This window comes from Lentilitoribacter sp. EG35 (assembly GCF_040784015.1).
GTDB lineage: Bacteria > Pseudomonadota > Alphaproteobacteria > Rhizobiales > Rhizobiaceae > Lentilitoribacter.
In genome coordinates this window covers 18,018-41,502 of record NZ_JBFNGQ010000009.1, presented here as the reverse complement: position 1 = coordinate 41,502, position 23,485 = coordinate 18,018, and the positions used below count along the sequence as shown (strand labels likewise).

General features: G+C 43.6%; 18 protein-coding genes and 3 pseudogenes. 13 read left to right on the top strand and 8 right to left on the bottom strand.

Annotation, left to right across the window (positions count from 1 at the left end):
• Window positions 1-89: 89 nt before the first annotated feature.
• The 5 genes from AB2J24_RS15015 to AB2J24_RS14995 all read left to right on the top strand — a co-directional run bounded on the left by AB2J24_RS15015 (window position 90) and on the right by AB2J24_RS14995 (window position 6,451).
• Complete coding sequence (locus AB2J24_RS15015; RefSeq protein WP_367386046.1) at window positions 90-1,004, top strand: LysR family transcriptional regulator; 915 nt, start codon at window positions 90-92, stop codon at window positions 1,002-1,004.
• 89 nt (window positions 1,005-1,093) lie between these two features.
• Window positions 1,094-2,641 (top strand): UxaA family hydrolase, encoded by a 1,548-nt coding sequence (locus tag AB2J24_RS15010; RefSeq protein ID WP_367386045.1) that lies wholly within the window; start codon window positions 1,094-1,096, stop codon window positions 2,639-2,641.
• A gap of 76 nt (window positions 2,642-2,717) precedes the next feature.
• On the top strand, window positions 2,718-3,632 hold the full coding sequence (locus AB2J24_RS15005; protein ID WP_367386044.1) for a dihydrodipicolinate synthase family protein: 915 nt from the start codon (window positions 2,718-2,720) through the stop codon (window positions 3,630-3,632).
• A gap of 70 nt (window positions 3,633-3,702) precedes the next feature.
• Window positions 3,703-4,716 (top strand): AraC family transcriptional regulator, encoded by a 1,014-nt coding sequence (locus tag AB2J24_RS15000; protein ID WP_367386043.1) that lies wholly within the window; start codon window positions 3,703-3,705, stop codon window positions 4,714-4,716.
• Between the two features lie 229 nt (window positions 4,717-4,945).
• On the top strand, window positions 4,946-6,451 hold the full coding sequence (locus tag AB2J24_RS14995; protein WP_367386042.1) for an aldehyde dehydrogenase (NADP(+)): 1,506 nt from the start codon (window positions 4,946-4,948) through the stop codon (window positions 6,449-6,451).
• Between the two features lie 192 nt (window positions 6,452-6,643).
• On the opposite strand, the pseudogene AB2J24_RS14990 reads toward AB2J24_RS14995, so the two are convergent.
• Window positions 6,644-7,300 (bottom strand): annotated as a pseudogene (locus AB2J24_RS14990) (IS6 family transposase); the annotation flags it as partial.
• Between the two features lie 64 nt (window positions 7,301-7,364).
• Between AB2J24_RS14990 and AB2J24_RS14985 the strand changes: the two are divergent.
• A pseudogene (locus AB2J24_RS14985) lies at window positions 7,365-7,955 on the top strand (IS6 family transposase); the annotation flags it as partial.
• Here the strand turns inward: AB2J24_RS14985 and AB2J24_RS14980 are convergent.
• The 6 genes and pseudogenes from AB2J24_RS14980 to AB2J24_RS14955 all read right to left on the bottom strand — a co-directional run.
• Window positions 7,954-8,142, bottom strand: a pseudogene (locus tag AB2J24_RS14980) (DDE-type integrase/transposase/recombinase); the annotation flags it as partial. The pseudogenes AB2J24_RS14985 and AB2J24_RS14980 sit on opposite strands and share 2 nt — an antisense overlap.
• Window positions 8,143-8,167: 25 nt before the next feature.
• On the bottom strand, window positions 8,168-8,728 hold the full coding sequence (locus AB2J24_RS14975) for a GNAT family N-acetyltransferase (protein ID WP_367386041.1): 561 nt from the start codon (window positions 8,726-8,728) through the stop codon (window positions 8,168-8,170).
• Window positions 8,718-9,572, bottom strand: coding sequence for a DMT family transporter (locus AB2J24_RS14970; protein ID WP_367386040.1), 855 nt, complete (start codon window positions 9,570-9,572; stop codon window positions 8,718-8,720). The genes AB2J24_RS14975 and AB2J24_RS14970 overlap by 11 nt, the downstream gene beginning before the upstream one ends.
• Before the next feature lie 217 nt (window positions 9,573-9,789).
• Window positions 9,790-11,049, bottom strand: coding sequence for an aminotransferase class I/II-fold pyridoxal phosphate-dependent enzyme (locus AB2J24_RS14965; protein ID WP_367386039.1), 1,260 nt, complete (start codon window positions 11,047-11,049; stop codon window positions 9,790-9,792).
• A 363-nt stretch (window positions 11,050-11,412) separates the two neighbouring features.
• Window positions 11,413-12,786 (bottom strand): MmgE/PrpD family protein, encoded by a 1,374-nt coding sequence (locus AB2J24_RS14960; protein WP_367386038.1) that lies wholly within the window; start codon window positions 12,784-12,786, stop codon window positions 11,413-11,415.
• A 28-nt stretch (window positions 12,787-12,814) separates the two neighbouring features.
• The gene (locus AB2J24_RS14955; protein ID WP_367386037.1) at window positions 12,815-14,308 is read right to left on the bottom strand and encodes a M81 family metallopeptidase; all 1,494 of its coding nucleotides are present in this window, start codon (window positions 14,306-14,308) and stop codon (window positions 12,815-12,817) included.
• Between the two features lie 194 nt (window positions 14,309-14,502).
• Here AB2J24_RS14955 and AB2J24_RS14950 point away from each other — a divergent pair, with 194 nt between their 5' ends.
• A complete protein-coding gene (locus tag AB2J24_RS14950) occupies window positions 14,503-16,026 on the top strand; it encodes a tripartite tricarboxylate transporter permease (RefSeq protein WP_367386036.1) in 1,524 nt (507 codons plus the stop codon).
• The gene (locus tag AB2J24_RS14945; RefSeq protein ID WP_367386035.1) at window positions 16,007-16,492 is read left to right on the top strand and encodes a tripartite tricarboxylate transporter TctB family protein; all 486 of its coding nucleotides are present in this window, start codon (window positions 16,007-16,009) and stop codon (window positions 16,490-16,492) included. Before AB2J24_RS14950 ends, AB2J24_RS14945 begins: the two co-directional genes overlap by 20 nt.
• Before the next feature lie 82 nt (window positions 16,493-16,574).
• On the opposite strand, the gene AB2J24_RS14940 is transcribed toward AB2J24_RS14945, so the two are convergent.
• Complete coding sequence (locus tag AB2J24_RS14940; RefSeq protein WP_367386034.1) at window positions 16,575-17,315, bottom strand: SDR family oxidoreductase; 741 nt, start codon at window positions 17,313-17,315, stop codon at window positions 16,575-16,577.
• A 194-nt stretch (window positions 17,316-17,509) separates the two neighbouring features.
• Here AB2J24_RS14940 and AB2J24_RS14935 point away from each other — a divergent pair, with 194 nt between their 5' ends.
• From AB2J24_RS14935 to AB2J24_RS14915, 5 genes are all read left to right on the top strand, one after another.
• The gene (locus tag AB2J24_RS14935) at window positions 17,510-18,454 is read left to right on the top strand and encodes a Bug family tripartite tricarboxylate transporter substrate binding protein (RefSeq protein ID WP_367386033.1); all 945 of its coding nucleotides are present in this window, start codon (window positions 17,510-17,512) and stop codon (window positions 18,452-18,454) included.
• A 177-nt stretch (window positions 18,455-18,631) separates the two neighbouring features.
• On the top strand, window positions 18,632-19,306 hold the full coding sequence (locus AB2J24_RS14930; protein ID WP_367386032.1) for a GntR family transcriptional regulator: 675 nt from the start codon (window positions 18,632-18,634) through the stop codon (window positions 19,304-19,306).
• Between the two features lie 102 nt (window positions 19,307-19,408).
• Complete coding sequence (locus tag AB2J24_RS14925) at window positions 19,409-20,845, top strand: aspartate aminotransferase family protein (RefSeq protein ID WP_367386031.1); 1,437 nt, start codon at window positions 19,409-19,411, stop codon at window positions 20,843-20,845.
• A 5-nt stretch (window positions 20,846-20,850) separates the two neighbouring features.
• Window positions 20,851-21,630 carry an SDR family NAD(P)-dependent oxidoreductase gene (locus AB2J24_RS14920; protein WP_367386030.1) on the top strand — a complete coding sequence of 260 codons (780 nt, stop codon included), beginning with the start codon at window positions 20,851-20,853 and terminating at the stop codon, window positions 21,628-21,630.
• Between the two features lie 86 nt (window positions 21,631-21,716).
• Window positions 21,717-23,447, top strand: a complete 1,731-nt coding sequence (locus AB2J24_RS14915; RefSeq protein WP_367386029.1) for an acetolactate synthase catalytic subunit — start codon at window positions 21,717-21,719, stop codon at window positions 23,445-23,447.
• Window positions 23,448-23,485 lie beyond the last annotated feature (38 nt).

The following is a 23,485-nucleotide window of genomic DNA, read 5'->3' as shown; positions in this document are numbered from 1 at the left end:
TGGATTATTGCCAGTACACATTAATGTGTATTTTTTTTCCAATTCGAAATTGATACACTTGCTTAATTGACGCGGGATGGAGTGAGCTTGTGTTTGAATTAAACCAACTACGTAGCTTTGTGACCATCGCCAATGAGATGAGTTTTCGGCGCGCCGCCAAAACTCTCAACATGACTCAACCACCACTTACCCGGCAAATTCAACTTTTAGAACGAGAAGTCGGTGTGCAGCTTTTTGATCGAACAGGTCGTGCGATACGTCTAACGGTTGGAGGTCAGAGATTCTTATCTGAAGCAGAAGACTTGCTACGTCGGGCTGAAGATGCAGCATTATCTGCAAGGCGCGCTGATAGCGGCTTGGAGGGAAGTCTAGTTTTAGGTTTTATTCCAATTGCCGCCCTTGGTCTCTTGCCCCAAATCATTGAAACGGTTCGGCAAATTTCGCCAGGAATTGACCTAGTACTGCAAGAAATGTCGACAGTTGATCAGGCTGAGGCTTTACCGACAGGGCGAATTGATATTGGCCTGATGCGCCCTCCACGTGATCATAGTCGCCTGCAGCTTACGCAAATTGCCCGGGAACCATTTGCGGTTGCGATCCATCGTAATCATCCATTGGCCACACAAAAAAAGTTCAACCTTCAGGATCTTGATGGGCAGGATTTTATCATGTATTCACCGTCCTGCGGTGCCTATGGATATGAAATACTGAATGGCCTATTTTCTAGGCATAATATTCATCCCAATATTATTCAATTGATCGGCAATAGTATCACAATACTTTCACTGGTAAATGCGGGAGAAGGACTTGCTCTAGTTCCTGAATTTTCTCATCAAACAATTCTTCCTAATATCCTGCTCAAACCCGTTCAATTACCAGAAGATGTTGCCACAGAATATTACATGGGCATCGCAAAGAGCACGATCGCAAACCCCCTTATCGAGCGAGTATACAAAGCGTTGCTCGATCGATTTATCGTCAATCAGATACATACTGATACCTGATTGATATCAGTTAATTGTTAGGTAGTATTGGACGATACTGACTTGTTTTTTTACAACAGCTTAAATCCATTAGGTGGAAGCTGAGTAGAATGAAAAATGATATTTCCGGTTCTGGAACATCTAGTCCAACACTTCTACAAATGCATCCTGCTGATGGGGTTGCCATCACCTGCCAAGCCTTGCCAAAAGGAGCTCTCATACGCGACGGACTTAAGTCCATCGATAGAATTCCCCCTGGACACAAAGTTGCTTTACGACCACACACAAAAGGTGAAAGCATTTTACGTTATGGGCAAATCATCGGCTTTGCCAGTGCACCTATTGCTGCCGGACAACATGTTCACTTAAACAACCTCAAGATGGGCGAAGTATCGCCTGATTATGCATTCTGCGAGCATCGTCAGAATCAAATGCCTACTCAGGTTGGTCCGACGTTTATGGGATACAATCGTAAGAACGGAAAATACGGAACGCGGAACTTCATTGGAATCATTTCTACGGTAAATTGTTCTGCTCATGTGGCAGATCTAGTTGCCCGTACATTTGAGAAAAATCCAGTCACTGGTTACGATCCATTAGCGCAATACCCAAACGTCGATGGCGTTATTGCGCTCACTCATAAAACAGGTTGTGGAATGAGTTCCGGTGAGCCTTTACAGCTTCTGCGCCGAACTCTGGAGGGATATATTGATCACCCAAATTTTTCTCATGTTATTGTGCTTGGGCTAGGTTGTGAAGTCAATCAGATAAGCGGTATCGCAACCGGTAGCAAAAGCCCTTCAGTCACAAAAATGACGATTCAGGGTTCAGGCGGAACACGCAAATCCGTTGCGCGTATTGTGACGGAGATGGGTGACATTTTAACAGAAAGCAACCGTTGTTGCCGGGAACCTATTGCTGCCGGTGAACTCAAAGTAGCTTTAATATGTGGCGGTTCAGATGGATATTCCGGCATATCTGCAAATCCGGCGTTAGGCGCGGCCAGCAATTTACTGGTGCGCCACGGCGGCACCGTAATACTATCGGAGACTCCAGAAACCTACGGAGCAGAACACCTACTCACCTGTCGCGCAGCCAGCCCCCAAGTTGGAAAAAAACTCATTGAGCGTATCAAGTGGTGGGAAGCCTACAGCGCCTCACAAGGTGTATCACTTAATGCTAATCCAACCCCCGGAAACAACGCTGGTGGCCTGACAACAATTCTGGAAAAATCACTCGGCGCGATCACCAAGGCAGGAAATAGCAATCTGACCCAGGTCATCGAATATGCTGAGCCTGTTACCACGCGCGGACTTATTTTTATGGACGGCCCAGGCTATGATCCGGTGCAAGTGACTGGGCAAATCGCTTCAGGTGCTAATATCGTAGCCTTTACCACTGGTCGTGGAAGTGTCTTCGGTTCAAAACCAGCTCCGACCATAAAACTAGCCTCAAACACACCAATGTATACGCACATGTCGGAAGATATGGATATCAATTGCGGCACAATTCTTGAAGGCACAGAAAGTGTCGAAGACTGTGGTCAGCGAATATTCGATTTACTGCTAGATGTTGCGAGCGGTCAGAGCTCAAAAAGCGAAGAACAGAATTTTGGAAATTTAGAGTTTGCACCTTGGATGATAGGCCCAGTCATTTGATTCGACCTCTATGTCTGCAGTGACAACTCGAATTTCACACATCTAAAGGATGCAATGTGTGCCAACAGGAGAATACATGACCCACGAACGACTGCGTACCGCTCTCACCGGCATCTCCGGCATTCTTGTCACCCCTTTTGATGATAAAAATACCGTCGAACCATCGAAACTGGAACCTATTGTCAATAAAGCAATCGATGCAGGTGTACATATTCTAGTAAGCAACGGTAATACCAGTGAGTTTTATGCGCTTACAACAGATGAAGCGCAGCAGATGGTTTCAATGACTGCAGAGATTATTAATCAGCGTATCCCAATGTTGGCAGGGATTGGACGTTCAGTCAAAGATGCATGCGCCCTTGCGAAAACATCCATGCAGGCAGGTGCAACTGGCCTAATGATACATCAACCGCCAGACCCTTTTGTCGCTCCGCGCGGTATCGTTGATTATATCCGACACATTCATGATGCAAGTGAAGGTTTACCTATCGTACTTTACCTGCGCGATGATGAAATTGGTATTGAGACCATTCAAGATATTTGCGATCTTGAAAATGTTGTTGGCGTGAAATGGGCTACGCCTAATCCTATCAAGTTAGCGCAAGCCATCCAAAACACAGACCCTAAGATTGTGTGGGTGGGTGGATTGGCAGAGACTTGGGCGCCGCCATTCTATGCAGTTGGTGCACGTGGTTTCACATCAGGGCTCATAAATATATGGCCGGAACATTCGGTCGCCATTCACCAAGCCCTTGAGCGGGATGACTATGTAAGTGCCAACATATTGATTCATCGTATGCAAGTTTTCGAAACCATTCGCGCTGAAGAACGAAACGGTACAAATGTTACCGGCGTAAAAGCAGCACTTACTTTGATTGGAAATGATTGTGGGCGAACCCGCGCTCCCGCTGCGTGGCCATTGACTGCCGAACAACAAGAGAAGCTCGAAAGTTTCATGCACAACGAACACCTGATGGATGCCATACCCTAGATAGAATCCGATCTACCTGTAGAGAGTTACGCCCTTAAATATATCACAGTTGTAATAATCGAGGAAACTTATGGACTTTAAATCGAGTATATTACAGAATTTGGAAAACGACAAAAACACCAAAAATCTAACATCATTTGATGAAATGACCGAGTGGATCTCCCGTAATATGGCACCATATGAAACAAGACCCGGTGCTGGATATACCGGTGAGTTGGAGGCAAAAACAACATTATTATCAAATGACGAATTTGATATCTGCCTTATGAAATGGAGCCAACCATCTGAGAGCGTAGTAATCGGAGGACGAGATAGTTTGCACTTTGTATTTTATTTTGACGGCCAGTCAGAAGTTATAGACCCTGTCTTGGGTAGAGTTGTAGGAAGGCCAAATCAGTTCCGAGTATTGTCTATGAATCCTGGTACGGAAATTTTAAGTAAATCAAAGAGAACGGTATTACAATTAGTAGTACCTTTTAGTGAAATCCAAAGACGGGCTCGTTCATATTTTGAATATGACGGTGCGCTTCCTCTTCAATTTTCCCCTCTTGTGGATACAGATACCTCTCACGGGAGAGCATTTCTGTCTCTTGTCCAATACTATTATTCACTGCTTACTTGTGATCAAAATATTTTCTCAAATCAGATGGTGGCAACAAGCAGTAAAGAACTTCTAATCTCCGCAATTATCGGACAACTGCCACATAATTATAGTAAGCTTTCTAATATTAGCACTACACAAAATTTGGCGCTTGCTGTTGTCGAACGCGCCGAGGAGTATATGCAAAATCATGCAGAACAAGCCATTAGTATCGAACACTTGGCTAAAGAAGTAGCATGCAGCGAAAGAACACTTCATGCCAGTTTTAAGAAAGTTCGCCTTTCAAGCCCCCTAAGAGTGTTGAGGAATATCAGGCTCGATTATGCAAAACAGGATCTTACGAACAGTACATCAAGTGTTACTGAGGCCGCATTTAAATGGGGGTTCAGTAATCTAGGTCGCTTTTCAAAGTTCTACGCTGAAAAGTTTGGTGAGAAGCCCTCTCAAACATTGCAAAAAAATTACACATGCATGCGAAAGTAGATAGTCTAAATTAGACAAAACAACGATGGTTTTGTGCTTGAAAGGCTTTCTTCTACGAAGCGATTAGGGTTAACCAGACAACTTTACGACATCATCAACAACCTAATGGATTATGTATTGTTTGAAGACTTTGTTTGCACATATGAAAGATCTGAATTGGGTATTTGGCATAAATTATCTTATGCGCAGTCTTGCGACATGTGAACTAATAAAACTAAGGAACTGAAGAATGCTAAACGGTAAACATTTGATCGCAGGCGAGTTCGTGGGCTCTGAAAAAACTTTTACAAATGAACCTGTTACAGGTGATGCAGATGTGTTTGCAGCAGGCTCTGTTGAACACATCAATAGCGCATGCATGGCGGCTGAAGAGGCTTTTTGGTCTTATGGATATTTAACACGTTCTGAGCGTGCGTATTTTCTACGTGAGATAGCAAAGGAAATTGATATACGTGGTGATTACATTACAGTAATTGGCCATAAGGAAACGGGTCTGCCAGAAGCGCGCTTGCAGGGAGAGCGTGGGCGCACGGTTGGGCAATTAAGATTATTCGCCGAGCATATTGAGAAGGGCGATTATCTGGATAAGCGTCATGATGAAGCGTTGCCTGATCGCACGCCATTACCGCGTCCTGATCTAAAGCTTATCCAACGGCCAATTGGACCTGTGGCCGTTTTTGGTGCATCAAACTTTCCGCTTGCGTTTTCGACAGCTGGTGGCGATGCCGCAGCGGCATTAGCTGCAGGATGCCCCGTTGTCGTCAAAGGTCATTCAGCTCATCCTGGCGTGTCTGATATTGTCGCTCAAGCCATAGCCGCTGCGATCAAAACATGTGATGTTCATCCAGGCGTCTTTAATCAAATTCAAGGTGGTAATCGCATTGTTGGGCAGGCACTCGTTCAGCATCCTCGGATTAGAGCTGTAGGCTTTACCGGATCATTGGTAGGTGGTCGTGTATTATTTGATTTATGTGCGGCGCGCGCTGAACCTATTCCTTTCTTCGGTGAGCTAGGCTCGGTTAATCCTATGTTTATTCTACCATCAGCTCTTTCTTCTCGTGGCACTGCAATTGCAAAAGGTTGGGCTGGTTCGCTAAGTATGGGTGTTGGTCAATTCTGCACCAATCCAGGTATCGCTATTGTGTTGGAAGGTTCAGATACCGATACTTTCACTCAATATACCGCAAATGCATTAGAATTAATCGATGCACAACCCATGCTTACATCGGGAATAGCAGATGCCTACCATGCAGGTCGAGATCGTATCGCAACCACTCACAATGTTCAAGAAGTCATGACGTCAACCTGCGATCAAAGGAATGCGACGCCTTATTTATATTCTGTCAAAGCATCAGATTGGCTAGCCAATGACACGCTTGGTGAGGAAGTATTTGGTCCTTTGGGAATGATTGTTATTGCCAAGAATACGACTGAGATGATTGATGTCGCAAAATCACTTGTTGGACAACTCACATGCACTATGCATATGGATGATAACGACGCAGATCTGGCCCGCATATTACTTCCTATTCTTGAACGTAAGGCTGGCCGTATCTTGGTCAATGACTTCCCTACGGGAGTGGAAGTGAGTGATGCCATGGTTCATGGCGGGCCATATCCTGCATCAACTAACTTCGGCGCGACCTCCGTCGGAACATTGTCCATCCGACGTTTTCTGCGACCGGTATGTTATCAGAATATACCAGACAACATGCTATCCGAAAAATTCGAATGAAATGTCGATCGGTTCGCTTGGAAGGTAGTGTCGCAAAATTTGTTGTAGAGTAAACATGGGCATAGCCAAGTTGTTCGGGCAAGGATGATCGTCTTGAGGTTATTGTGTGCCATCAGCGCCTATAGGGCAGATTGAGGATATTAGTGTTGTCACGTTAACTGCGCGGGCGGTGGAGGAGCACAAGCATCCGTACTAAAGCTGCACAGGCCGCTGCACTCCAAACGTCGAAGCTTCGAGCCTGTAGTATCGGATTGTTAGAGCTGAGCGGCGACCAGCTGGAACGGAGAAACAACTGCGAAATGCAGAGTGGATCGATACAAACCGCTGCAAACCTCCCGGCGAACGGTAACCCTGCATCGCTCTCTCCCGCTTTCGGAATGGTAAATGGTTGTTCTCGGCCCGATTGCTAAGGCCCTTATGAGACAGGTGTTCGACCCCGGGAGAAATCTCTCGTTTAGCTGCACCGTATGATCTCAACTTGTCAGTTATGATGCGCTTGGGAACCTGGCCGTGCTTCTTCATTGACCGTACAAATAGGTGTTTAGCCGTTTTAGTATTGCGTCGGCATTGGAGGATTTCATCCAAAACCATTCCATTCTGGTCAACAGCACGCCACAGCCAGAACTTGCGGCCTTTGATCGTCACAACAACCTCGTCAAGATGCCAGATATTATTGGGTTGGGGCTGCCCACGGCGTAAACCACGCGCGATCGCTGGCCCAAATTTCGCCACCCATCGGCGGATCGTTTCGTAGGACAAGTCAACACCACGCCCTAGGAACAATTCCTCTACCTTGCGAAAGCTGAGATTGAAACGGCAGCAGAGCCAGACGGTAGTGTCGCAAAGTTTACGTTCGGTTCATTTTGGTTTTATACTAAATCTTCAACCAAACAAACAACAGGTTGAGATTTTCATGATTAACTTTAAAGGCAACCAGTATCCCAAAGATGTCATCCTGTATGCGGTGTTTTTCTATGTCCGATACGCTGTTTCGTATCGCGATTTGGAAGAAATCATGGAGGAGCGTGGTGTTAAAGTTGATCGCACAACACTGAACAGATGGGTGGTTAAGTTTAGCCCATTGATTGCCTGTGAAGCTCAGCAACGCAAGACAGCAACCAGCAAATCGCGGCGAATGGACGAGACTTATATTAAGGTTAAAGGTAAGTGGACTTACTATTATCGTGCGGTCGATAAGAACGGCAAAACCCTTGATTTCATGCTGTCAGAGCAGCGGGATGCCAAAGCAGCTCGGCGTTTCTTCAAACAAGCCATTGATTCTATCGATGTGCCGGATAAGGTCGTTATCGACAAAAGCGGTGCCAATTTAGCAGGGTTGCTATGGACCAATGTGATGTTGAAATTCGAGAACGGAAGTAAGTTGGTCAAGATATTGCAGGTGAAATATCTCCTTCTCACGCATTTACAATGCGCTGTCAGGCAACGGAATAATATCGTAGAGCAGGATCATAGGTTTATCAAAAGACTGACAGGTACTGTCATGTTATCATGCGTTTGGGTGTCATACCTTGTTTCCTCAGTAATCGTCGCCACAAACGCTTTGCTGCTTTGGTGTTACGCCGCGATTGTACGATCTCATTGAGGACGGTTCCATCTTGATCAACTGCGCGCCAGAGCCAATATTTCTTGCCACGAATGCTGATAACAACCTCATCCAAGTACCAAATATCATTTGAACTGGTAGTGTCGCAAATTTTATAGTAGGGATAATTTTTCTCGGTTAACCTCTTTATATAATGATGTATTCTGACGGTTATTATAAAGATCGTATAGTAGATAATGGGATCCTCTAAGATGTACTCTTCGATTATATGTAAAACCAAGTTTTTTTAATATTGCTTGCGATGCAGTATTCTTAGGACGGACAATAGCTACGATTTTTTTGAGGGAGAGAATGTCGAACGCAGAATTTTTAACAATTTTTGCGGCTTCTGATGCTATTCCGCGACCAGCACTTGAACCTAAAAAGCAATAACCAAGTTCAAAATCTTTACCATCATAATCGCGTAAACCGCAACGGCCAACAAATTCAAGTTTTCCATTAGCTGTTTTCTCATAAACTATCCAAAACCCATGTCCTACGCGATCCCATTCATCTAGATAGTAGGCAAGCTTCTTATCAGATTCATGTCGAGACATTGGTTTGCCATTTAGAATAAGTTCTACTACTAGAGGGTCGGTATGCAGTTTAAAGAGAATTTCATTATCAGATTGTTTGAGTGGACGTAATAATAGTCGGTTTGATTCAAGTTGCATGCCATTTCCTTTCATTTCTAGATTTTGTTTGCATAGTTCGTGAATAAAATTTGATGAAATTTGTAATTGTGCTGGTTATGATCACGACCATTCCCAACAAAGCTAACCATCCAAAAGAGGTGCCCCAAAAAATTAGATCAAATATTGAGACAAATACAACTACTATTAGTTGAAATGGCGCGATAAAAAGATTTGACGTTCGAGAGATTGCGTATGTGAGTAATATCTGACTCAACCACCCGCTTATCCCTAGGCCAGCGAATATGAAATAATCTATAATTTGGGGTGAAACCCAAACGAACGGCAGAGTAGGTATTGTTAGAAGGGCGCCGGCGAGGTATAAAAAGAAAGTAATACTGCTTGGATTATGAGATCTTCCCAAATTATCCAAAATTAGCAATGAGGTACATGCGAAAATTGCAGATGATGTCGCATATGCTAAAAATTCAAATTCACTAAACGCCTGAGGCTGTATAATGAGCAATGCTCCGACATAGCTGATAATTCCCATCAGCATAGCAAAGCTTGCATCACCACTCCGACTTCCAGCTGCAGCAGTGACTATACTAGCCATTGGTATAAAGGCGAAATGAATTGCGGTTGCCGTCGCCAGTTCTAAACCTTGAAATGAAAGGAAAAGACACAGAAGGCTTGCTGATAAAAAAGTACCTCGCAAAAGCATCATCGCTATTTTAGGCTTAGCTACCTGTAAAATGTTCGTCAGCTTTTTACTCGTAACTAGTACTAGTGAAAGAGCAATTATATTGCGAAAGAAAAAAGATTGAGCAGGATTAATGTGATCTCCGAGAAATTTGAAGCCGATACTCGTCGCAGCAATAAACATAGTGGCTCCAATTAGGGAAAACGTAGCGAAACGTAAATCTGATTGAGAGTGTGTCATTTATGTAGACTTCATAGTTTAGAGTTTGGCTTGTGTGCTTTAAGGCCAGTGTGGTTAGTTTCTATCGAAGGATCTGGACCACACTGGTTTTTAAAGCCGGATTGCTAAGGACATGAAGCTCATTAGCGGAAGCTGCGTTGTAATTAGCAATTTAGCAAATTTATGCCGCTGAACTTATAGTGCATTGTTTTAGTTCGTTTAATTTATTTCCAATGCCTAAAATTTGCTCTGCCGTATGCGTTGCAGTAGGACATATACGCAGACCAGATTTTTCTTGAGCGACAGTTGGGAAGAAGATTGCGGAGGTATAATATCCAGCATCTATGAGCGCTCGGCCCGTTGCGATTGCTTTTTCGGTGCTACCTAATTGAACTGTCCGGATAGGTAATGTGTCATTGCGTTGCTCTGTGTTGACCATTGAATCGAAGAGTTGAATATTGGTCCTTAAAGCTTGCTGTAAATCAGGTAATTCTTGCGTATGATGTATTGCAGCTGATGCGAGACCAGCGCCGACTGCTGCCAGATTCAAAGAAGCTGAAAAAGCATGTGCAATCGAGAAGTCTCTAAATATCTGTTCTTGCTCTTGCGTACCTAGCATTAAGATTCCGCCGGATGCCCCAAAACCCTTACCGAGCGAAGCTGCGATGATGGTGTTGCTTCCTAGCTCACCGGCTATTTGAGAACGGGCGTATCCTTCTCCATTTTTTCCATATAACGAGATGCCATGGGCATCATCGATGTATAAAAATAATCCGTATTTATCTTGAAGTCGCAATAAATCAGCTATTGGTGCTGACCCACCCATAGAATATACACCGTCGCAAATATAAGCGACTTTTTCATTAATCTTACAGATATCCTCTAGCGCATTTAAATCATTGTGACCGATAGTATGAATCATCGTATCCTGGGCCACAACGGGTTTGTGAAAGGCTAACGTGGCATGGGCGAGGCGATCAAATACCATTGTTGGTTTTATTCCATCCGTAAGATGTCCTGATGCCAAGATGGGCAAAGCGCCCATGTTTGCTGCAAGTACTGTAGAATAGGCAGTAACTCGTGCCTGAAAGAGAGCGGAAAGCTCATCTTCTAAATCTCCTAATAAACTGAAATTTAAGCGTGTTCTTGCACAAGACCAGTGCACGGAGCCATATTGTTCAATGGCCTCAACGGCTCCTCTTGCGATAGAGGGATGGTTATCTAACCCAAGATAGGAACATCTGACAAAGTCGACTAAATTTTTATCGGGACCATTATCTTGTCTACAGAGTACCTCTCGATTTTTCATTGACTTGCCATATACGCCCATCAAACCTTCGTTGCGGGCGCGTTGAAAACTCGGGGTCGCTAAGTTTATTAACTTAGCAGTATTTCTGAACTTTTTTTGCTCATCTGTGGCTATTTGTTGATTGTGCGGCATGAGATCCTCGTTCGATATGAGTTAAAATCCACGGCATTGGAGCCCTAAGCCTTAAGTATGATGCTTAGTGAACCACCATGTCCTTGGAACAAATCTGAGGCGTGTTGAATTAAATATCTATACGGTATTTATTAAGTATTGTGGCTCCACATTTCTTTTGCAAAGTGAAGGATCATTTTTTATTTGGAGTTTGAGCTTCTTTTAATATTTGTTTTTGTTGAATAAATGACGGTGAACGCAGCAGAAATACCATTAACAGTAGGTAACGCTATCTGTCGTTTTTCTAGTCTTGATATGTGTTCAACTACCTCCGCCATTTATTCAACCCAAAATTATTCTGGATCAGCGGGATTTATGATCTCATTAATATCGTGAATTTTGAGCCATTGCGTAGGGTAATGCTATAGGTTGTTTTTCTAATTCTAATACATGTCTGACGATGTTGTTTGATAAACAATCACCAATCACTGGCGTACTAATCGATAAAAATTTGGCAATAATTTCACTTTTTCCAAACTGAGGTCCGTCTGGATGCCCTGTAGGGAATTCTGAACAATCCTGAAGCGTTCTGCCATCGTTTACGGTCGCCGTTAGTTTTACGGGAAGAGTTCCTAGCTCGAAAAACTTCTTATCGGCACCATCCAAACTGGTCATTCTAATTTTTTTTATTGTTTTTTTAAGCGCAGCTGAACCAAGATCTTCTTCCTGAAGGCCAAGCGCTGAAGATTTGTTGTGAAGCTCAAGTGCCACTAAGTAAGGAGTTCTAAAAAGTGCATCCACCGTTGTTTCTGGCCAATCACCATCAAGATCACGTACAAATTCACTTACAGTCTCAATCTTCAGTTCCAGCAGATTCTCATTTGTCAGACATTCATTTTCCATCAAAGTACGTATGCAATCAATCGCTGTATGGCTCCAACGACATCCGCTATACGCCTTAAACCCGATATCCATCACATAAGATTTATCATCGTAGGGTTGTGTGAATATGTCTTCATCAAATTTATCTGATCCCATCATGGCCCAATAGCCATTTGGCCCATCGAATATTGTTTGGTTGCCGTCAAAACCTGCATTAACTAACTCAACCGCAGTGATCCCAGCCTTGCACGCCCATCCGTAATTATTCTTGAGCCAATTCATGGGCCTAGAATGAAACTTTCTTAGGAAAGGGAGGGGAGCATGAAGCGCAGTCATCCCAAAGGCTGAAGCCATTTTGCTCGCTGAAAAATCGTATAGTTTGGAAGCTCCGACTGAAGAACCGAAAACTTGCCAAGATGCATATCCTTTGACTATCTCGTCACGTTCAACAGATGCCTGCGCAGCAACACCCAATCGCATACTCATTTCGTATGCGGCAACGCAGGCAGTGATAATGTCCTGACCGTTTGATCCAAGTTTTTGCGCAACCGCCAATACGGCTGGGATAATTGAGGAACCGGGATGGCCAAACCGGATGAAGGAGTCATCTAGACTTAACATACAGGCTGAATGAGCATTGGCATGAGCCGCATTTTCTGCTGTCATATTTCTTCCCCCAAATGCTGTGCTAGTGCCGCCGGGGTCTATCGTGTTAAGGTATTTTCTAAGCCTCAAGGCTTCGTTGAATGTTGATCCACCAATGGCGCAGCCAATATTATCGAGAATTAGTAACTTGGTTTTATCGATAATCTCCGATGTTAAGTGAGCGAACTTTAGTTCTTGTGCCATTTTGGCGGCAGAATATGTGTAATTCATCCCTTAGAATCCGGTATGGCCTCATCATTTAGCTAAATATGCGAACTTCAAAATCAGGTGAAACCGTTTGTTGTTCAGGCCAAAATTTTGAAGTTTTATAAGGTAGAATACTAGGGGCATAATAGCTGACACCTGGTGTTCGCACAACGACTGGCACTGCGATGTCTGCAAAATTTAGTTTAAAGTGATATCCTGATTTTGCGACAATGAAATCAAGTCTTGAGAGATTAATGCCTTGACTAGTGAACACTGCAGGATCGTGACATAACGCTGGTTTACTTGTGAGAACCAATTGAATTCTATCATCAATTAGTAAGACGGCTGTTTCTCCTAGTGAACTCTTCTCGCCTCCATAAAAAGGCCCGCGAATTGTAAAATCACCGTTGCTCAAGGCTATTACAGAAGCAGAAATTTCATGAGACGATAAACCTGGAGAGAGTTTTCCACCAACTTGAATATTGATTTGGTTCCCTACTCCTGCCTCCTTCGCAATATTAACGGCATCGGGATCAGTTATGCTGATAGCGCCAGTTAATGTGTCGCTTCTTGAGAGGACTTCTTTCAATATGACGGTGCTATCTCCGGGCGCACCAGCTAAGACCCGGTCCCCCATATCAGCTAAGACCAATGGCAGATCGCACTCTTTAGTTGCGACTTGGTTGAGGGCTTCTTTTATGTCAGGTAAATCATCAACAAACTCTTGGCGGGAGCTCCAGAATTTTTGTGCTATTTCTGTTATGCCTTTTGTGTTTGTCGGAAGCTCGTCATATGTGGCCAAAACAGCTTGGCCCGTATCAATGTCGTCTACATAGGGAAACATGTTAAATATAGAGATATCCAGGATTTGTTTGTTGTTAGGTTGTAGATGTCTTGCTGTTTTGTGTATGTCATATAACGGTCCAGAAGTAGTTTCTGCATTGCCAGGCAGCACCATAGGGACCTTGATCATGCACATTGTGGGCAATATATCGCCGTTAATGGTTGCATAAAGCAAATCAGCGACTTTAATGCCACATTCAACAACATCGGAATGAGGATTCTCTTTACATGCAACACAAATATCTACGCTGCTGATCATTGCGTTAGTCAGATGCGCATGGAGGTCAAGCCCAATGCCGATTTTGATATTTCCCCCGACTTTTTCTCGTAACCTACTGAGTAATTCGCCTTCAGCATCTGGCAGTTCAGTTGTTCCCATCGCTCCATGGAACTCTATTGCGATTGCATTCGGGCACAGTCGGTCTACATCTTTAGATATACGTGTCCAAATGGTTTCGAAAAATTCATGATCTACCAGTCCGCCTGGCGCACCTACTAATGAAAACCCTGGTAAAACTTCGCAATCCTTGGATTTCAACCCACCTATAATGCCGCCAAGAGTAGAGCCCGCTTGCAATGCATTTTGTAACATCTCTTCACCCTCACAAAAAGCGAAGTCTGTGCCTTTAGTAATGCATGGATTAAATGTATTAGACTCGTGCCAAATACGATAGACCATGATTTTGTTTAATTTACTGCCCATTTCGTTTTTCCCCTCCAGCTTTTACGAAACTAACTTTGATTGTGTAATCAATATCTTTCAATTTCGCATTTTGCAAGTTGATATATCATAGATGATATTGTATAAATTAGATTAGTAAGGTGTATGGGGGCTATTCGCCTTGAGGATTTGCTGACAATGTTCAGCAATTAACTAATTCCGGGAGGGGAATTGGAATGATGGAATTTATTTTATTGGCGCTTGCCGATATATTTACGCTTGATCATTTACTCTTGCTGTTTGCGGGCGTGGGTGTCGGCATGATCTTGGGTGCAATACCGGGTCTTTCAGCAACGATGGGAATTGCATTGATTATTCCATTTACACTCTCGATGGGGCCTGTTCCCGCACTTCTTATGATGATGGGTGCATATAAAGGGGGAATATATGGGGGGTCTGTCGCTGCGATTCTGCTGAAGGCTCCAGGTACATCAGCGGCTTCAGCAACTGTAGCCGATGGCTATGCGCTTGCCAAACAGGGCAAGGGTCTTAAAGCTCTTAAAGTGTCATTGGTAGCTTCGGTCATTGGAGATACATTCAGCGACATCGTGCTAATACTTGTCGCCGCTCAATTGGCCAAAGTTGCTCTACAATTTGGTGCTGTTGAATATACGATCATAGCTATTCTGGCGTTAACCATTATCGGATCGGCGTCCGGAAAATCATTGATGAAAGGTATTTTTGCGGCATCTGCGGGTTTAGCTGTCTCATTGGTAGGGTTAGATCCAACAAGTGGATTACCACGACTTACATTCGGTGTTATCGAATTTTATGGGGGAATTCACTTACTCCCTATGTTGATCGGTTTACTAATTATTTCTGAACTAGTTGTTCAAATTGAACAAAGTAAAAATTTGTCCGCGCCACATTTACCAAATGCGTCAACATCAGATGACAGCCGTATAACCAAGGCGGATGCCAAGCTTATGGTACGTCCTGTTGTGGGAGGCTCTATTATTGGTACCGTTATAGGTATTATTCCGGGGCTTGGGCCAACCTTAGGGGCATTCCTTGGTTATGATAACGCATGGCGGTTTGCAAAAAAACCAAAGTTATTTGGCAAAGGGTCAGTTGAGGGTATAGCAGGCGCGGAATCAGGGAATAATGCCGTCAGCGGAGCTAACCTTATTCCTTTGTTGGGGCTGGGTATCCCCGGAGATACTGAGGCGGCAATATTGGTGGGCGCGTTTCTCATTCACGGTCTGACACCGGGCCCTCTCATTTTTCAGGAAGCGCCTGATGTCGTGTATGGCATTTATGTTGGGTTGCTTCTCGCCAATGTTGCTTTGCTAGTGATAGGTTGGAGTTTGATACCAGTATTTGTAAGAGCTGCTAAAATTAGGGTAGGTTTGTTGTTCCCTGTGGTGCTTCTTATGTCGCTCGTGGGTGCATATTCTTTCCAGCAGAGTGTGTTTGATGTAGGTTTGGCACTTGTCTTTGCTGTCATAGGATATCTGATGGCTAAGTTAGAAATACCAAAAACTAGTTTTTTGATAGGCTTTATCTTGGCGGCTTTACTTGAGGATAACTTCCGTCGATCTCTTCAATTGTCAGACGGCGCTTATTCTACGTTCCTCTCCAGTAATCTTGGTAATGTACTTTGGTTGATTTCAATAGCATCTGTTGCGACGGTTTTCATCAAATTACGCAATAGTAAGAAGGTGACCCGAAGGGAAGTTCATGGAGAAAAAAATGCTTAAAAATATAGATAGAACAAAAAATATTATTAGTTCGACTGTCCTACTGCTTTTAGGAATTTACATTGTAACTATTGTGTTTCCTGATCAAATTCCAGATGGGTTGGAGGGGGATTCCGCTTCTGACGACTATCCGCGAGGCATAATGTATGTGTGGATATTATCTTCTATAGCATGGTTAATAATTGCCTTTACGGGAGAGATGGACTCGCCTGATTCTGATACGGAAATAGCTGCTTGGTTTAATAAAAAAGGTCTTGTTGCAATTGGTATTATTGGTTTGGGATATTTGATTTTTGCAACTGTTGGGTTTTTGGCAGCAAGCTTTTTCTTAATTGTTTCACTCTCCTACGTATGTGGGGAGCGGGGGTGTGTACCTTGGATACTTGGAGCAATTTGCCCTTTATGTATCTACTTTTTTCTTGATTTTGTTTTGGATGTCACACTGCCAACATTTTTCCAGTTTTGATCAGAAAATTATGCCGCTGTGACTACTAATAATTTTACATACCCTTCACAAGGAGCACTGATTGAAAGGCTTTGCCTTTCATCTAATTCATAAAGCTGCCGCCGTTGACATCAATTGTGGTGCCTGTGAGAAAGCTAGAATGCTGACTAGCCAGAAACAATGCGGTATTAGTAATATCTGATGGGATGCCAAGACGATTAACAGGAATTCTGCTGAGATATTCTTGGTTCACGCTGGGTGCCATTGTGTTGATCATGGGAGTTATAATTCGCCCAGGTGCAATACAGTTGGCCGTTATTCCAAATTTGCCAACCTCGCTGGCAAGTTGCCTTGTAAAGCCTATTAAGCCTGCTTTGGATGCGGCGTAAGGAGAACCTGCTACAGTGGACATTGTTCGTCCCGCAACAGATGACATGTTTATAATACGTCCCCACTTTGCAATTTTCATTTGAGGTAAAACTAATTTTGAAGTTAAAAATGGTGCTGTCAAGTTGACAGATAGCACATTATTCCAAACGTCTAGAGATAATTCATCAATAGGCAATGATTTACCATTAATTTTGGGCGATATTCCTGCATTATTGATAAGAATATCAACTTTTTCAACATCACGCCAAATTTTTTCAAATAGTGCATAGATCTCTCCTGGACAACTTAGGTTTGCTTCAAAATTTGAGATCTTTTCGGAGGGCGCACCTGTTGCTGGAAATGCAGATGCACCAGCTGAAGCACTGCCGTGGTCGACCGTTACCAGGTATGCGCCAGCTTGCTGAAAGGCTTTGACAAGGTTTCGTCCAAGGCCGCCCCAAGCTCCCGTAATCATAACAACCCTTCCGCAAAAATTAGATTTGTAATCTCTGTCTTCCAATTGAACGCCCCCCGTTGCAAGGTTTTTGTTATGGGTCATCATCAGTTTAGGTATTGGGCAATAAAATCTGTGAAGCATGCTGATGGTGGCTTGCTCTCTCCCTTGTTTTGATATATCAAAGATTATACATCAAAACAAGGGAGGATGTTATGAAGTCAAGAATAATGGCCGCTATCGTTGCTGCAACTATTTTTTCACTACCTGCAAAATCTGATACTTTTCCGGAAAAAGAAATTACCGTTATAGTAAACTATGGTGCTGGTGGTGGCACTGATCTATCCACACGTGCTTTAGCTGCTGCCATGGAGGAAAGTTTGGGACAGTCCACTAAGGTTGTTAACCGTAGTGGTGGGTCCGGTACTGTAGGGCCGACATTCGTAGCTTTTACCGAGCCAGATGGTTATACGATTGGTGTTACAAGTTTCTCGCCTCTTGCGGTAACTCCACATATGAGGGATGTTCCTTATAACGTTGATTCATTTCGGTATTTAGGCGGCTATGTACGATACACTTACGGTATTGCTGTGTCTGCTGATTCACCTTATCAATCGATTCAGGATATCGTTGATGCGGGAAAGAATGGCGTTGAAATCAAGTATGCCGGTGCAAGCTCAATTGGGGCAGTTGCAATGAGCCGATTAGGAGATGTCGCGGGTATTAAGTTTAAGCTAATTCGTTATAAATCCGGCAAGGAAACAACAACGGCAGTACTTAGTGACCAAGTTGACATTATGATCGGCAATGTGAGTGATATCGTGCCATTTGTAGAAGCAGGGCAACTAAGAGCCTTGGCATCTGCCAGTAATGTACGTCTACCAGGTTTGCCTGATATTAGTACATTAAAAGAATTGGGATTTGATACAGCAACGGAAAGCTATGCAGGTCTTGGAGTTCCAGCAAAAACCGGTGATTCAGAGGTGGCCGCATTGGAAGCTGCTATGAAAGCGGCTTTTGATGACGCTGAATTCCAAGCAACATTGGAAAAAATCGGTTTGGAGCCGGCATACTTCTCCGGTGCGGATTATCAAAAGCTAGTTCATGAAGGTTATTCAGAAATGGGTGATGACCTCGCTAATTTGGGAATGGCCAAATAATTTAGTCTACATAATCGGTTCGTGGAATTTAGATGACCCCGTCTTGTCCGGGGTCATTTTGTTGACTATCAACAGACACTTTTAATTATGTTGGGTGATATGTTATGTTTTACCTTGCATCGGTCCGTGGTATCTGTGAAAAATGAATGAATAAATTCAGATATAGACAGATGATTGATGAGCATTAAGGGATTAGCACCAGTACCTCGGCATAAAACGCTTGCCGAAGATACTTATGATAGATTGCGGTCTGCAATTATGACCGGAGCAGTAAGACCGGGGGAAAAAATTTCGGCGCGTTCTGTCGCTGATTCTGCTCAGGTTAGTTTCACCCCTGCCAGAGAGGCAATTGGTCGTCTGATCTCCGAAGGGGCATTAGAGTTGGTAGGGCCAAAAACTATCATAGTCCCGCAACTTTCACTCCAGTCGTTATCTGAAATCTATAAAATCCGGATTAACGTTGAAGTTATGGCTGCAGAAATTGCGACCCCTAATATGACCCGCAGCTTGATTTTTAAACTCGAAGAAACGCAGGATGAACTTGAAACGCTTCGCAAGCTCGATAGTTATCAAGCCTCACTTGAGCTAAATGAACAGTTTCATTTTTTAATTTATAAAGCTTGTAACATGCCGCGGTTGATTGCGATTATTGAAAGCTTGTGGCTTCAAGTAGGCCCCAGTTTTAACTTCCTTCTAACGCCCGATTCACTTCCAGAAGATCCGATTGGATATCATAGAACAATGATTGAGGGATTGAAGAACAACAACCCTAAACAAGTAAGTGATGCGATTTGCGCAGATCTTGAGTTTGGATTTCAGCGACTTAAAGATCTTATTCAATCTATGGAATAAAGGTATTTTAGGTGAGTTGGGAAATTATATCTTTTTCAGTTGATATATCAAATATTATATTGTAAATTCTATTTGAGTAGATTGCACGTTTGGAGATATGTCATGCAACTGACTGACGACAATTTAACACTTATAGAGCCCGCAAATGAAGATGTCGGAAAGGTTTCAAAACGATCAGAGAATAAACTTTCTATCGATGAATCTGACAAATTGTACTGTCGTGCGCAGCATGTGTTACCCGGTGGAACCACGAGAGTAACCGTTAAACGAACGCCCATCCCAATCTATATGGAACGCGGTGAAGGCGCCTACATGTTTGATGTTGATGGAAACAAATATCTCGATTTTGTGAGTAACTATACAGTTCTAATTCATGGGCACGCATTTCCGCCTGTTTCCGATGCTATCAAGGCTCAGCTGGAGCATGGAAGTTGTTATGCTAATCCGACAGTGACGGAAATTGAGTTAGCGGAGCTAATGGTTGAACGTGTTCCTGCTGTTGAGAAAATTCGCTTTACAAACTCAGGAACAGAAGCCGTCATGTTTGCAATTAAAGCGGCGCGGGCTTTCACTGGCCGTAGTAAAATAGCAAAGTTAGAAGGAGCTTACCACGGAGCCTATGACTGGGCTGAGGTAAGTGAGGCGAGTACGCCAAATAATTGGGGCGGTCATCGACCAGCATCAACTCCATTCTACCAAGGTGTGCCGGATTCAGTTCTCGATGAAACAGTCGTATTGCCATTTAATGACATTGATACATCGTTGGAACTTATTTTGGAAAATGCTGATGAGCTGGCATGTATTCTAATTGACGTGATGCCTAGTCGCGCGGGTTTAATAAGTCTCGATCCTGAATACTTGAAAATGTTAAACGATGTTGCGAGGGCCAACAATATTGTGTTGATTTCAGATGAAGTGTTGAATTTTCGTCTCGGATATGAAGGCATTTCCGCAGCTTTTTCCTTTCGCCCTGATCTAATCACCTTTGGTAAAATTATTGGAGGTGGATTACCGATTGGCGCTGTAGGTGGATCCCTTCAGGTGATGTCAGTTTTTGACTCCTCAAAGGGCCGACCATTGGTCCCCCACGGAGGAACATTTGCAGCCAATCCGTTATCTATGGTGGCAGGATTAGCCTCAATGAAACATTTAACACGAGAGTCATTTGAGCATTTGACCGCTCTTGGCGATAGGATTCGTTCCGGAATTCAGGATATTGCGCTGCGCCTTAATTTAACTTTATGCACCAGCGGTGAAGGATCGATGTTCCGGTATCATTTGTTACCGTCTCCACCAAAAACAAGCCGCGAAGCTTTTGCACCTCCGTTAGCAGAAAATCTTCATAATGAAATAAGCCAACGTATGCTTATTTATGGAATTGTGCTTCCGTCGGATACTTCAGGATGCTGCTCAACTGCCATGACATTTAATAACATAGAAAATTTACTGGAGCGTTTTGAACAAGTGCTTCGTGAAATTCCCGATTTTTCAAATCGCCTGTCTGCCTCTCTGGCAGAGAGAATGAACATACAAAGGTAATAGGTATGGCAAATAAAGCCATTGAAAATAACATAATCGTAACGGGTGGAACAACTGGAATTGGGCTGGCGATTGTTCTGCGGTTACTCCAAGATGAATACAATGTTGGTTTTTTTGGCAGTTCAGAAGAGCGGGTCAAAGCAGCTGTTAAAACAGCGCAAAATCATGGATTTTCGGAAGATGTTTTTCTTGCACGACGGGTGGATTTGAGGGCCCATGAGCAAATCGGATCCTTCGTTAAAGAATTTAACAACCAGTTTGGGCCTGTTGGTGGATTGGTGAATAGTGCAGGAATTTCACCAAAGTTAGATGGAAAACGCATACCATTGCATGAAACATCGATAGAAAATTGGCAGGATGTTTTCGATGTAAATCTAATATCGGCGCTCATATGTCTACAGCATGTTTTGCCTTCAATGATGGAGAAAAAATTCGGCCGCATCGTTATGATTGGCTCTGTCGCCTCCAGAGCTCTTCCTCGATTTGCCGGATGTGCCTATGTCGCTTCAAAGGCTGGCCTAGGTGGTTTGGCTCGATCGGTTGCATCAGAATATGCAGTTTTTGGAATTACAGCAAATACGGTTGCTCCAGGAAACATCGCGACAGAAATGACAGGGGGAATAAACTCTCCTCAAAATCTTGCTGCTGCTATGAATATTCCAGCAGGTCGTATTGGTGAGCCAGAAGATCTTGCTGGCATAGTTGCATTCCTTTGCTCAAAAGAAGCCAGATTCATAAATGGCGCAACTATTGATGTAACCGGCGCCGAGTACATCAGCCCCTAATAAAAGATAGCCGTAAAAACGGATGATGCCTTCTTAAAGTATTAACTTTGAATAGCTCTCAGAGAGCCAAGAAATATGGATATAAGATGACGAAAACACGAACCATGACTGTTGCGAAACGTTTAGCTGAATTATTAAAGATATATGGTGTCACCGAGATGTTTAGCCAAAGCCTCCCCAGTGCTTTGGTTCTTGCATCTGAAGATGCTGGTATTCGGCAAATTACCTATCGCACAGAAAACGCTGCCGGCACGATGGCAGATGCATATTCTCGTATATCTGGAAAATTAGGTGTTGTTTGTGCGCAAAACGGGCCAGCAGCAACACTTTTTGTGCCGCCCCTAGCGGAAGCTATGAAAGTGAGTGTACCTGTTTTAGCATTGGTTCAAGAGGTCCCACGCAACCAAACTGATAAGAACGCATTTCAAGAAATTGACCACATCACATTGTTCGCTTCTTGTACAAAATGGGCTCGTATTGTAAATGATTCCAATCGAATTGATGATTATTTACGGCAAGCCATAACAGCTGCAACCACGGGTCGACCTGGCCCTGTAGCGTTAATGCTGCCAGCAGATGTATTGTTGGAGGAAGTTGAATTTTCGGATACAGGTGATGTGTACGGTTTAGGATATTGGCCTTTGGATCGTTCTTCAGCGGACCCCGCGAATGTTAGAACAGCTGCTAATCTCTTGGCAAATGCGAAAAACCCTGTTGTTATTGCTGGTGGTGGCGTACATAGCGCCGGAGCTTGTGTCGAGCTAGCCCAACTTCAAGATATTGGCGCTCTTCCCGTTGGAACCACCATGATGGGGAAGGGGTGCGTTGATGACGAGCACCCACTCTCGATGGGTCTGATCGGTAACATCATGGGTTCAAAATCAACAGGCAAACATTTAAAGCATCTGATCGATACAGCAGATGTTATCCTGTTGGTCGGCACACGGACCAATCAGAATGGAACAGATAGTTGGTCACTTTATCCCAAAACAGCGAAGATTATCCATATTGATGTGGACGGTTGCGAAATCGGTAGGAATTATCCGGCATTACGTCTCATTGGTGATGCAAAACTAACACTTTCGAACCTCATTGAAGAATTTAAAATAATTGACCTGCAAGCACGTGTGAGTGCGAAAATGAAACTCATCAGGGATATTGCAGCCGCACGCGAGAAACAAAGCGCTGAAGCAGCCCCCGCTTGCGATAATAATGAGACGCCTATACGACCTGAACGAATTCTCGCGGAAGTAAAAAATATTCTAACAGAGGATATGACTATCGTAGCTGATGCAAGCTATTCCTCTGTTTGGGTTAATTCCTACCTGCCTTCTCTTAAGTCGGGGATGCGGTTTATAACGCCACGTGGTCTTGCCGGCCTTGGTTGGGGTTTTCCTATGGCATTAGGCGCCAAATTGGCTGACCCAATGAAAACTGTGATTTGTTTTGCTGGTGACGGAGGATTTGGGCATGTTTGGTCAGAGTTAGAAACGGCAGTTCGTGAGAAAATTTCAGTTGTAATGATTGTTCTAAATAATGGAACTTTAGGATATCAAAAAGATGCCGAAGATGTGAAATTCGGGCGCCATACAGGAGCTTGTTATTTTAACCCTGTTGATCATGCGCAAATTGCGAAGGCTTGTGGTTGCGAGGCTTATACAGTTTTAGAGCCGGAGGACTTGCCTAAAATACTTAAAAAGGCAATTCAATCAGATGGTCCTGTTCTCTTAGATATCATCACAGATCCTGCTGCCTATCCACCATTAACGATGATGGAAAATACATTAGAAGATGTGAGACGGACAAAGGGTTCCTGAATTGTGAAGTCCATTTAGGAATAGTTTCGGCCGTTCTA